The organism is Oceanisphaera psychrotolerans (assembly GCF_001870485.1).
In the GTDB taxonomy this organism is placed as follows: domain Bacteria; phylum Pseudomonadota; class Gammaproteobacteria; order Enterobacterales; family Aeromonadaceae; genus Oceanimonas; species Oceanimonas psychrotolerans.
The window spans coordinates 16,022-27,708 of sequence record NZ_MDKE01000034.1 but is presented as its reverse complement, the minus strand read 5'-3'; the positions used below and the strand labels follow the sequence as shown (position 1 = coordinate 27,708).

Genomic DNA, 11,687 nt, shown 5'->3' with positions numbered 1-11,687 from the left:
CCCGCATAAATGGGCGCCTAACGGAAACCAACGAACCGGCGCCGCCACCGGACGAAACATGTCGCCGTGCCTGAAAATCCCTACCCGCCTGCAGGTTCGCGCCGCATGAATGGGCGCCTACGGACACCATAACCGGACACCCCCGTAGCTGCCACTTCAGTTGGCAGGCTCTGCGCAGCAGAGCAATAACCACGGCACCGCACCCGAAAATCATGCGCCGTGCCTGAAAACTCCCTCCCCGCCTGCAGGTTCGCGCCGCATAAATGGGCGCCTACGGAATCCACAACCGGTGCCGCACCCACAAATCATGCACCGTGCCTGAAAACCCCTCCCCACCTGCAGGTTTGCGCCGCATGAATGGGCGCCTACGGGTGCCACCTTGTCGCAGGGGCGAATTTATTCGCCCCCTCACATCTGCGTCACGATGTCTTCGGCAAATTCGGAGCAACTGCGCAGGGTGGCGCCGGTCATCTGTCGCTCGAAATCGTAGGTAACGGTCTTGTTTTTGATCGCCCCCTCCATGCCCTTGACGATGAGATCGGCGGCCTCAATCCAGCCGAGGTGACGCAGCATCATCTCGGCGGAGAGGATCAGCGACCCCGGGTTGACCTTGTCCAGCCCCGCATACTTGGGTGCCGTGCCGTGAGTGGCTTCGAACAGGGCCACACCGTCGCCGATGTTGGCACCGGGGGCGATGCCGATGCCGCCCACCTGGGCCGCGAGGGCGTCGGAAATATAGTCGCCGTTGAGGTTCATGCAGGCAATCACATCGTATTCCGCCGGGCGCAGCAGTATCTGTTGCAGAAAGGCATCGGCTATCACGTCCTTGACCACAATTTCCTTGCCGGTGTCGGGATTGCTGAACGAGCACCAGGGGCCGCCGTCGATGAGTTCGGCTCCGAATTCCTCCCGCGCCAGCTGATAGCCCCAGTCTTTGAAGGCGCCTTCGGTGAACTTCATGATGTTGCCCTTGTGCACCAGGGTCAAAGAGTCACGGTCGTTATCGATGGCATACTGCAGGGCGGCGCGCACCAGCCGTTGGGTGCCCTCGCGGGAGGTCGGTTTGATGCCGATGCCGCAGTGGTCGGGGAAGCGGATTTTTTGCACCCCCATGTCGTTACGCAGAAAGTCGATCACCTTCTGCGCCTCGGGGCTGCCGGCCTGCCACTCGATGCCGGCGTAGATGTCTTCGCTGTTCTCTCGGAAGATCACCATGTCGGTCAGCTCCGGCTGTTTCACCGGGCTGGGTACTCCCTGGTAATAACGCACCGGCCGCAGACAAACATACAAGTCCAGTTGCTGGCGCAGGGCCACGTTGAGTGAGCGAATGCCCCCGCCCACCGGGGTGGTGAGCGGGCCCTTGATGGCAACATGGTAGTCGCGGATAAATTCGAGCGTTTCTTCCGGCAGCCAGGTGTTTTCGCCGTACACCCGGGTCGCTTTTTCGCCGGTGTAGATTTCCATCCAGCTGATCTGGCGCTGGCCCTGGTAGGCCTTGGCCACGGCGGCGTCTACCACCAGTTTCATCGCCGGTGTCACGTCCACGCCGATGCCGTCGCCTTCGATAAAGGGAATAATGGGGTGATTCGGCACCTTCAGTTTGCCATGTTTATCCAGGGTGATCTGTTGTCCTTCGGCCGGTACCTTTACCTGTGAAGTCATCGCGTTCTCCTGCCTGTTATTGATGGCGCTTGTTGTTGATGGCGCTTGTTGATGGCGGTGCTTTGCCTCCTTTGCTCCGTGTCCGCAGCATAGGACAAAAATGCACGCGGGATATTGAAGCCGTCACAGTTCGACCGCGCCGGGCATTAGGCGAAAGGGCCGGGGTTTGCTATTCTGAAGCGCCTGTTTATCAATACTTTTCGCCATGAAAGCCAGAAAACCGCGACCATCCCCCAAAAACAGATCCAGAACAGCCCCCGTCGGCCCGCCCACCACGCTGCTGTTCAACAAACCCTATATGGTGCTGTGCCAGTTTACCGACGGCGACGGCCGCCAGACCCTGGCCGATTTTGTAACGGTGCCCGGGGTCTATGCCGCGGGCCGGCTGGACCGGGACAGCGAAGGCCTGCTGGTGCTGACCAACGACGGCGCCCTCAATGCCCGCCTGACCCAGCCCGGACGCAAAACCGCCAAAACCTACTGGGTGCAGGTGGAAGGGGCGCCCACCGAGGCGGATCTGGAACCCTTGCGCCGGGGAGTAACATTGAAGGATGGCCCCACCCTGCCCGCCCAGGTCCGGCTGATGGACGCGCCGGATGTCTGGCCGCGTACGCCGCCCATCAGGGAGCGCCAGAATATTCCTGCCAGCTGGCTGGAAATCAAAATCATCGAGGGGCGCAACCGGCAGGTGCGACGCATGACCGCCCATATCGGCTTCCCTACCCTGCGGCTGATCCGCTATGCCATCGGTGACTGGACCCTGGATAACCTGCCTCGGGCCAATGGAGAAAAGCATGAGCCATCCCTTTGCGGTGACCCTGGCGGTGATTGTTCGCGCCAATGATCGATTTTTGATGGTGGAAGAATGGCAGCAGGGCCGGGTGATGTTCAATCAGCCCGCCGGCCATCTGGAGCCGGGCGAAACCCTGCTCGACGGCGCCCGCCGCGAGTTGCTGGAAGAAACCGGCCTGACCCTGCCGCTGGAGCAAGCGGTGGCCATTTACCAGTATGAAGCCCCGGACAACGGCAAACATTTTGTGCGCTTTACCTTCTGCGCCGAGGTGCCGGCGCCACTGGCCACCCACCCGCAGGATCCGGACGGCGACATCATTCGCTGCCACTGGCTGACGCTGGCCGAGATTGAGGCTCTGGGCGACCAGCTGCGCAGCCCGCTGATCATGGCCTCGTTCCGGGATTACCTGGCTGGCCAGCGTTTTCCGTTGAGTGCGTTGAAAGCGTATTGAGGCGTGAGGCTAAATTGTAGGCGCCGCTTTAGCCGGCGCGAATCTGCTGCTGCATCGGGGCTTTCAGGCACGGCGCCTGGCCTGCACGTTAGGCGTGGTCGGTATTGCCCAGCGGAGCTGGGCCTGCCAACTGAAGTGGCAGCTACAGAGGGGGGGCCGGTTATGGTGTCCGTAGGCGCCCATTTATGCGGCGCGATCCTGCAGACTAGTAGAGTTTTTCAGGCACGGCGCCTGGCCTGCAGGTTCTGCGTGGTCGATATTGCCCAGCAGAGCTGGGCCTGCCAACTAAAGTGGCAGCTACAGAAGGGGATCCGGTTGTGGTTTCCGTCGGCGTCCATTTATGCGGCGCAAACCGGTCGCTCTCTCGTGTTAACAGAATGTTTATTTAACGTCTGCCGGACTATAATCCCCCTCCTCCGGCAGCTTTACCCAAGAGTAACCTTATGCGCTCACTACCGGCACTGACCTCGTTACGTGTTTTCGAAACCACTGGCAAATGCCTGAGCTTCACGCAGGCGGCAACCCAGCTGCATGTCACCCAGAGCGCGGTCAGCCGGCAGATCAAGCAACTGGAAGATTACCTTGGCGTTCCGCTGTTCATCCGCCGCCACCACCAGCTGGAACTGACGGAAGCCGGCAGTCAGCTGCTGACCAAGCTGGAGCAGTCGTTCAATCTGATGGAAACCGCCGTTCAGGAACTGAGAGACCCCAAACAACGGCAAAAACTGACCCTGCTCATTCCACCTACCTTTGCCTCCCGCTGGCTGGCCCCTCGACTGGCCAACTTTCATACCCACTCCCCCGAGCTGGAGTTATCCATTCACAACAGCGACAGCGAACACAGCCTGTTCGATTGCAGCATTCGCTTCGGACGTACCGCCAGACCCAGCCACTACAGCGAGCTTGTCATGCTCGAGCAACATATCGCGGTATGCGCCCCCGAGCTGTTGGAACAAGCCGAACAACTGAACGGCACCCTGTTGCACATCCTCCACAAGGGTGAACGGCTTCCGATATGGGAAAACTGGCTGCAGGCCGCCGGACTGACAGGCCAGGTGGACGCCGGCAGAGGCATGGAGTTCAGTACCCTGGATCAGGTGACCAATGCCGCCGTGAACGGTGCCGGCTTTGCGATTGTAGACAAACGCATGATCAACCGGGAGCTGAAAACCGGCGCCTTGGTGCCCTTCAGCCAGGTTGAAGTCAGCGGTCCCTACGGTTATTGGCTGGATATCAGGGCCGAACGGCAAGGGCTGGCCAAGGTGATGCGTTTTACCGAGTGGTTGCGGGAAGTCAGCCCGGACTAATCGTTTTTCAGAATAAAAAAGCCCCGGCAAAGCGGGGCAACATTGTGACAAAAAGAGACCGTAAACTAAAAATATGACCTGTCAGTCGGCGAAAGGTGCCTGTGCCGGGCGCGCGGTGCGCGCAATGCGCTTGCCGGCGGTGTAGTCGTTGATCAGATCGCAGGGTGTATAGTTGCGCTCGATTTCATAGATTTCTTCGGCGGTCAGGGTCATTTCGAGCGCCGCCATGGCACTGTCGAACTGGGCCGGGCTGTCGGCACCCACCAGCATCGAGGAGACCTCCGGCTTCTGCAACACCCAGGCCTGTGCCACCTGCGCCGGCAGGCAGCCGCGGGCATCGGCCACCTTGGCCACGGAATGGGCGATATCCCTGGAAGCCAGATCGTTGTACATCTCGGCGGTAAAGAAGTCGGTCTGGTTGCGGGTAGACTGCAGATCGCTGGTCAGGATACCGCGGGCCAGCGGGCTGAATACCGACACGCCGATGCCCTGATCCATACAGAACGGGATCATCTCGCGCTCTTCTTCCCGGTAGGCGCAGTTCAACTGCAACTGCATGTTGATCGGGCGGGCCCAGCCGTTCTTGTCACATACCTGCAGGATCTTCGCCAGTTGCCAGGTGTACATGGTGGACACCCCGATATAGCGGGCCTTGCCGGCCAGCACGATATCGTTGAGGGCACCCATGGTTTCCTCGACCGGGGTTTCGGTATCAAAATAATGCAGCATGTAGATATCGACGTAATCCATGCCCATGCGCTTGAGTGAACCGTCGATGGCATCGAAGATATGCTTGCGCGAGTGGCCCTGAGCATTGATGTCGTTGCTCATGGCATAACCCACCTTGGTGGTGATAACCAGCTCGTCACGGCGCGCAATGCGGCGCAGCACATTACACACCACTTCTTCTCCGGCGCCGATGGAATAAAAGTCCGCCAGGTCGATGAAGTTAACGCCCATATCGAGTGCGTGCGCGATAATCGGCTCACTTTCCTTTTCATTGAAGATCCAGGGTTTCCATTCCTTCGAGCCCATGTTCATGGTGCCGAGGCAGAGACGGGATACTTTCAGGCCGGACTGGCCAAGTCTTACATATTGCATGTTGAATCCTCAATCAGAATTGTAGAGCCGGGCCTGTCCGGCTCCATTTGTCACAAAGTTGAATCGCTTATTCCTGTGGCAAGCCAGCTGCCGGCATGGCACGTACTGACTTGGCATCGGCTTCCATCTCGGCCAGCACACCGGGCTTGAGCTCGACAATCTGGCCGTCGATCTGCACCCTCTGTGCCAGCTTCAGGAAGGAGAATCCCGCCCCGAGCACAATCAACATGCCCGGCACACCCGACAGGTTGAACAGCATCTTGATCGCATCGACGCCGATATAACTTGCACTGATCCAGGCCACAAAGGCGATGGCGCAGCCCCAGGTCGCCTTGACCCACAACGGCGACTTCAGGTTTTCCGCATCTACGCCCTTGATACAGAGGCCACCGATGGCATCGGTATTGGAGTCGGCCGCGGTAATAAAGGTGATGAAACAGGCGAAGATAAACAGCGCGCTGAGCAGGGTGCTGCCGGGCAGCTGATCGAACAGCACATAAATGACCGAGGCAAAACCGTTATCCTGATAGGCCTGATACATGATCCCGCCCAGGGTAGTATCGAAATACAGCGAAGAGCCGCTGAAGATACTGAACCACAGGAACCCGAACAGCGACGGCAGCAACAGGTTGACGATGATGAACTGACGCACCGTATAACCACGTGCGATCTTGCCGAGGAACAGGCAGCTGAGCGGCGCCCAGGCAAACCAGCTGGCAAAGAAGGCGACCGTCCACCAACCCGGCCACTGGTCGTTACCGGAAGCACCGGTTACCAGGTTGCGGGCAAAGAAGTCCGACAGATAAACCCCGAGTGACTCGACACCCAGCGACAGGATGAAAGCGGTTGGCCCCACGATGAAGATGAACAGGGCGCCGACAAAATAGAGCCAGGTATTGATACGCGCCAGGGTCTGAATGCCACGGTAAAGACCGGACGCGGCCGATATGATGGCAGACCCGATAATGGCGATCGCAATCATCGCATAGCCGGCTGCACTTTTTTCGATACCCAGTACCGACTCCATGCCGTCGCCGATCACCAGCAGACCCGAGGTCAGGGTGGCCGACATGCCCAGCACCACGGAGAACAGCGCCAGTCCATCGACCACCTGGCCACCGATGCCATCCACCCAGCGACCCAGCAACGGACGCAGCATGGAACCGATGGAAAACGGCAGCTTGAGATTATGAAACACCAGCGCAAACGCCAGGGCCGCAACGGTATAGATGGCGTAGGGCGTGATGGTCCAGTGCACGAAGATGGTGGACATCGAGAAGCGCATCGCCTCGGCACTTTCGGGCGTCACGCCCAGGTACTTCGGCGGCTCGTGGTAATGCAGCACCGGCTCCGCCACCGACCAGAACAGGATGCCCATGGCGATAACGGTGGTCAGCGAAACCGCAAACCAGCGAAAGGGGGTCAGCATCGGTGTCGCTTTTTGACCACCGATACGCACTCGCCCGATGGGAGCGAAAAATGCGTACGCGGCGATAAACACCATAAGCAGGGCACTGAGATTGAACAGCCAGGAGAGATTGGCCATGATCACGTTGTTCAGTGTCGAGGTACCGGCAATGAAGTTCTGCTTGTCGATGATGGTATAGATGACCGTCAGAGCGAGACAGACAAATGCCGGCCAGAATGTTATCGGTCTGATGTTTTTCATATTAATCCCTACATAAATATTCGCCGGTATGGCGAATGTTCCTTTAACTATCTCAATCGCCGCCAAGAATGCCTCAGCCGGAGCTAAAGCCAAAATGACATAAACGCGACAAACCATGACAAAATGTAATGGAATTGAAACCGGATATGACTCAACCGGTTAAATCGGCATGACATTAAAGGGACTATGCTGGGGACTGGGCTCGAAGGACAGAAGAACAAAAAAGCCCGTACCGGCACAGGCTCGGTACGGGCAGAAGAAGGGATCAGCTATCAGGCCGCCCTGGCGTCACGGAGCCGAGAATGCTCCCGCTCCTGAAAACGCCCGGACACAAGGCAGTGGATCAGGGCTGCGTTGCAACCCAGCACAATCAGCAGTGCCGGCAGGCCGCCCAGGTTCGACATCATCTTGATACCGTCGACACCGGCAAAGCTGGTCATCACCCAGGCCACAAAGCCGATGGTTCCGCCCCAGATCAGTTTCAGCTTCAGGCTGGCACCATGGGCCTGGGTGTCATCGGACAGGCTGGCCTCACTGTCTTCGCTGCACAGGTTGCTCATTGCCTCGGTGTTGGAATCCGCCGCCGTTACATAGGACAGGAAGGACACAAAGATGAACACCGCAGCGGTAATGCCGGCCAGCGGCAGGTTATCCAGCATGGTATAGACCACCGATTCGGCACCGGTAGCTTGCAGGGCCTTGTTGAGCAGACCATCGCCGTTCATGTCCATGCTCAGTGCGGTACCACTGAAAATCGACATCCAGACGCAGGCAAACAGGGCCGGCAACATCATGTTGATCACCAGGAACTCGCGGACCGTATATCCCCGGGAAATCTTGCCCAGAAACAGGGCAGTGATCGGCGCCCAGGCCAGCCAGTTGGCCCAGTAGAAAATGGTCCACCACTGCGGCCACTGATCACCCGAGGCGGCGCCGGTAAACAGGCTCTTTTCGATGAAGTTACCCAGATATACTCCCAGTCCCTCGACCCCTATCGACAGTATCCAGGTGGTCGGGCCACACACGAACACGAAACCGCAGATCAGGAAAAAGATCCGGGTGTTGAGGCTCGAGAGCATGGCTATCCCCTTCTTCAGACCACTGGCCGCAGACAGGATAAAGCTGACGACGACAAGCAGGGTGATCGCGCCCAGTACCACGGGCCCGGTTCCGATCGACAGCATGTTGTCGAGGCCACCGGCCAGGGTCAGCACGCCGGTACCGAGTGACGCAGACATGCCAGCCACCAGGGCATAGAGCGCCAGCGCATCGATCAGGTGCCCCGGTTTGCCCAGCATGCGGTCGCCGAACAACGGGCTGAGCGCGGAGCCCAGTGAAAAGGGCTTGCCGAGGTTATAGTGGGCCAGCGCAAACATCAGGGCCGGCACCGTATAAATGGCATAGGGGGTAAAGGACCAGTGTAAAAACATGGTCGAAATGGCGAACTGGGCCGCATCGGCCGACCCGGGCTCAAGGCCGAGCGACGCGGGCGGGCTGTGCAGGTGGTACATGGGCTCGGCCGTGGCCCAGAACAGAATGCCAATTGCCACCGTGGTGCAGAGCGCGATGGAAAACCAGCGCCAACGGCTGATCAGCGGCGTGGCATCTTCCCCGCCAATGCGCACCTTGCCGAGGGGGGAAAAGAACACCCAGACACAGGTCGCGACCATGAGCAGGGTTCCCAGGCTGAACAGCCAGGAGAAGTGATCCAGGATCCAGCTGTTAATCGCCGAGGTCGCACCCAGAAAAGCATCCAGATCGGCAAAGCTCATCATCACCGCAGCCATCAGCAGCAGGAATGGTGGCCAAAAGACCAGCGGTTTGATTTTATTAGTGTTTGTCATAGTCCTTTATCCATCCTTAAATTAGTAATCGACATCGCCGCTGCCCGAGGATGCGGTATGCTCGGCGAGCACCAAGTCGGCACCTTTTTCCGCCACCATCATGGTGGCGGCGTTGGTATTACCCGAGGTGATGTTGGGAAAGATCGAGGCATCGATAACTCTGAGCCCCTTGACCCCATGTACCTTCAATCGAGCGTCAACAACCGCGGTCCGGGGATCCGGGCCCATGGCGCAGGAGCCACACAGGTGATAAATGGAGCCCCCGTTTTCGCGAAAGTACGCCAGCATCTCCTCCTCGCTGTCGACCGCCGTGCCCGGCAGTACTTCTTCGGCGGTGATCTCCCGCAACGCAGGTGCCTGCATCAGGGTCCGGATCAGGCGACTGCCCTGAATGACCTCGCTCACGTCCTTGTCGGTCGACAGGTAATTGGGCTTGATCAAGGCCGCGTCCTGCGGGTTGTTCGACGCCAGCTCGATACGCCCCTTGCTGGTCGGGCGACAGGCATTGAAGGCCACCAGAAAGCCTGAGTAAGGCTCAGGCTCCAGTTTGGCATTGGGGTCCTTCGGTATCTGATAGGACATGGGATTGAAATAGAGCTGAATATTGGGAGACTGCTCGGCATCGCTGCCCCGGAAAAAGCCACCGGCCTGATTGACGCTCATCGACAGCGGTCCCGTGCGATTGACCAGATACTTGAGTCCGGACCAGGCCTGCCCCCAAAACGAGCGAAAGGTATCGTTCAGGGTTTTCATATTGGCCCGGTAGTAGTAGCTGACGCAGAGATGATCCTGCAGATTCTCCCCCACCGCCGGCAGATGACACTGGACTTCGATGCCATGACGGGCCAGCCGTTCCCGATCACCGATACCCGAAAGCTGCAACAGCTTGGGCGAATCCACCGCGCCGGCAGCCAGTATCACCTCCCGCCTGGCATGGAATTGCTGCAGGCGCCCTTCGTGCAGCACCTCGATCCCCGTGGCCCGTTGCTGTTCATCAAACAGCACACGCTGCGCCATGCTGATCCGGCGGAACTCGAGATTGGCACGACCCAGCGCCGGCTTAAGATAGGCGGTATTGCTGGAGTCACGCTGACCGTTGCGGATATTTGTCTCGTAGATGCCGGCGCCTTCGAACTCGGCGCCGTTGAAATCGTCATTCAGCGGCCAGTCCAGCTGTTCCACTGCCTGCAGATAATAATCGCAGATCGGATGGGCTCGCCCTTTCATCGGCGTGATGCCGATAGGCCCGCTGGAAGAGTGGAACTCGGTGTCGCCGGCCGGATGTTGCTCCAGCTTCTTGAAGTACGGCAGCACCTCCCGATAGGACCAGCCCTCGTTGCCGGCCGCAGCCCAGTCATCGAAGTCTGACGCTTGGCCGCGCACATAGATCATCGCATTGATGGAGCCGGAGCCGCCCTGCACCTTGCCCCGGGGGGCGTATACCTTTCGCCCCGCCATACCGGCTTCATCCTCGCTGTAGTACATGTAGTTGTAACGGGGGTTGTAATAGGTTTTGGCAAACCCGACCGGCAGTTTGAACCAGGGCGAGCTGTCCTTTTCACCCGCTTCCAACAACAGCACCGAATGCCGACCCGACTCACTCAGACGATTAGCCAGAATACAGCCGGCCGAACCGGCGCCGACGATGATGAAATCGAATTCCATACTCATCACTCCACTGCATCCGGCTGGCGCTTCCAGTCATCGCTGCGCGTCTTGTAATCATAGGGCTTGGGATCCATCAGCAGATGCAGCCGCTTGCCGGTATAAGGCGAATGAGCCTTGACCACCTCCATGTTCAGCTCTACGCCCAGGCCCGGCTTGGTCGAGGGAATAATACAGCCGTCACGCCACTCGATCTTCTCCTGCAGAATTTCGGCATGAAATCCATCCCAGGTCCCAATGCTTTCCTGGATCAGGAAGTTCGGCGTAGCAGTGGCCAGCTGGATGCTGGCGGCGGCACCGATCGGACCGTTGTACAGGTGCGGGGCTATCTGGGCATAGAAGGCCTCGGCCATGCCGGCGATCTTCTTCGCCTCCAGAATGCCACCGACGCGGCCCAGATTCATTTGCAGGATAGACGCCGCCTTGTGGGTCAGCAGATCATGGAACTCATACTTGGTGGTCAGCCGCTCACCTGCCGCCACCGGGATCGAGGTATTGGCCGCAACCCTTCCCATGGCTTCGGCCTGTCCCGGTGGTACCGGTTCCTCGAACCAGAGCGGATCATAGGGCTCGAGCCGCTTGGCCAGCCGGATGGCGGCCGACGGCACCATCTGACCATGAGTGCCAAACAGCAGGTCGCACTTGTTGCCCACCGCCTCGCGAATACGGCGGCAGAAGGTCGCGCTCTTGTCGATATCTTCCAGCGAGAGCTGATGCCCGGAGTAGGCGGTATAGGGGCCGGCGGGATCGAATTTCAGCGCGGTAAAGCCCTTTTCCATGTTTTCCAGGGCACATTCGACCGCCAGCTCGACGCTGTCGTAGTCGTATTCACCGGCCCGATTGACCGGGTACAGGTAGGTGTAGGAGCGCAGCTTGTCGTGTACCCGCCCCCCGATCAGCTCATACACCGGCTTGCCTGCCGCCTTGCCGATGATGTCCCAGCAGGCCATCTCCAGGCCGCTGATAATGCCCATCATGGTCAGATCTGGCCGTTGGGTAAAACCGCTCGAGTAGGCCTGCCGGAAGAAACGCTCGATATGATGCGGATCTTCTCCCTTGAGATAGCGTTCAAACACGTCCTCGATGGCAGAAACCATGACCCTGGGGTGAAAAGTGGACGCGTAGACTTCACCCACCCCTTCGATGCCGCACTCGGTCTGCAGGGTGACAAAAATCCAGTACATCCCACCAACAT

At 59.0% G+C, this 11,687-nt stretch carries 8 protein-coding genes and 1 pseudogene; 3 read left to right on the top strand and 6 right to left on the bottom strand.

Annotation, left to right across the window (positions count from 1 at the left end):
* Positions 1 to 408: 408 nt before the first annotated feature.
* Positions 409 to 1,662, bottom strand: coding sequence for an NADP-dependent isocitrate dehydrogenase (icd, locus tag BFR47_RS12735; RefSeq protein ID WP_071473423.1), 1,254 nt, complete (start codon positions 1,660 to 1,662; stop codon positions 409 to 411).
* Between the two features lie 205 nt (positions 1,663 to 1,867).
* Between icd and BFR47_RS12730 the strand changes: the two are divergent.
* The 3 genes and pseudogenes from BFR47_RS12730 to BFR47_RS12720 all read left to right on the top strand — a co-directional run.
* Positions 1,868 to 2,434: pseudogene (locus tag BFR47_RS12730) on the top strand (pseudouridine synthase); the annotation flags it as partial.
* 22 nt (positions 2,435 to 2,456) lie between these two features.
* Complete coding sequence (locus BFR47_RS12725; RefSeq protein WP_071473422.1) at positions 2,457 to 2,906, top strand: NUDIX hydrolase; 450 nt, start codon at positions 2,457 to 2,459, stop codon at positions 2,904 to 2,906.
* 443 nt (positions 2,907 to 3,349) lie between these two features.
* Positions 3,350 to 4,213 carry a LysR family transcriptional regulator gene (locus tag BFR47_RS12720; protein WP_071473421.1) on the top strand — a complete coding sequence of 288 codons (864 nt, stop codon included), beginning with the start codon at positions 3,350 to 3,352 and terminating at the stop codon, positions 4,211 to 4,213.
* An 81-nt stretch (positions 4,214 to 4,294) separates the two neighbouring features.
* Here the strand turns inward: BFR47_RS12720 and BFR47_RS12715 are convergent, their stop codons facing one another.
* The 5 genes from BFR47_RS12715 to BFR47_RS12695 all read right to left on the bottom strand — a co-directional run bounded on the left by BFR47_RS12715 (position 4,295) and on the right by BFR47_RS12695 (position 11,676).
* On the bottom strand, positions 4,295 to 5,314 hold the full coding sequence (locus BFR47_RS12715) for an aldo/keto reductase (RefSeq protein WP_071473420.1): 1,020 nt from the start codon (positions 5,312 to 5,314) through the stop codon (positions 4,295 to 4,297).
* A 67-nt stretch (positions 5,315 to 5,381) separates the two neighbouring features.
* Positions 5,382 to 6,983 (bottom strand): BCCT family transporter, encoded by a 1,602-nt coding sequence (locus BFR47_RS12710; protein WP_071473419.1) that lies wholly within the window; start codon positions 6,981 to 6,983, stop codon positions 5,382 to 5,384.
* 272 nt (positions 6,984 to 7,255) lie between these two features.
* Entirely contained in the window at positions 7,256 to 8,827 is a 1,572-nt protein-coding gene (locus tag BFR47_RS12705; RefSeq protein ID WP_071473418.1) for a BCCT family transporter, read from the bottom strand.
* A gap of 21 nt (positions 8,828 to 8,848) precedes the next feature.
* On the bottom strand, positions 8,849 to 10,492 hold the full coding sequence (locus BFR47_RS12700; RefSeq protein WP_071473425.1) for a GMC family oxidoreductase: 1,644 nt from the start codon (positions 10,490 to 10,492) through the stop codon (positions 8,849 to 8,851).
* A gap of 5 nt (positions 10,493 to 10,497) precedes the next feature.
* Positions 10,498 to 11,676: a mandelate racemase/muconate lactonizing enzyme family protein gene (locus BFR47_RS12695; protein ID WP_217645544.1), complete on the bottom strand. Its 1,179-nt coding sequence runs from the start codon at positions 11,674 to 11,676 to the stop codon at positions 10,498 to 10,500.
* Positions 11,677 to 11,687: the final 11 nt, after the last annotated feature.

Excerpts from the sequence above, each read along its gene's own strand:
- BFR47_RS12720 (WP_071473421.1), top strand. The coding sequence starts at position 3,350 with ATGCGCTCACTACCGGCACTGACCTCGTTACGTGTTTTCGAAACCACT.
- BFR47_RS12705 (WP_071473418.1), bottom strand. The coding sequence starts at position 8,827 with ATGACAAACACTAATAAAATCAAACCGCTGGTCTTTTGGCCACCATTC.
- icd (WP_071473423.1), bottom strand. The coding sequence starts at position 1,662 with ATGACTTCACAGGTAAAGGTACCGGCCGAAGGACAACAGATCACCCTG.
- BFR47_RS12695 (WP_217645544.1), bottom strand. The coding sequence starts at position 11,676 with ATGTACTGGATTTTTGTCACCCTGCAGACCGAGTGCGGCATCGAAGGG.
- BFR47_RS12725 (WP_071473422.1), top strand. The coding sequence starts at position 2,457 with ATGAGCCATCCCTTTGCGGTGACCCTGGCGGTGATTGTTCGCGCCAAT.
- BFR47_RS12715 (WP_071473420.1), bottom strand. The coding sequence starts at position 5,314 with ATGCAATATGTAAGACTTGGCCAGTCCGGCCTGAAAGTATCCCGTCTC.
- BFR47_RS12700 (WP_071473425.1), bottom strand. The coding sequence starts at position 10,492 with ATGGAATTCGATTTCATCATCGTCGGCGCCGGTTCGGCCGGCTGTATT.
- BFR47_RS12710 (WP_071473419.1), bottom strand. The coding sequence starts at position 6,983 with ATGAAAAACATCAGACCGATAACATTCTGGCCGGCATTTGTCTGTCTC.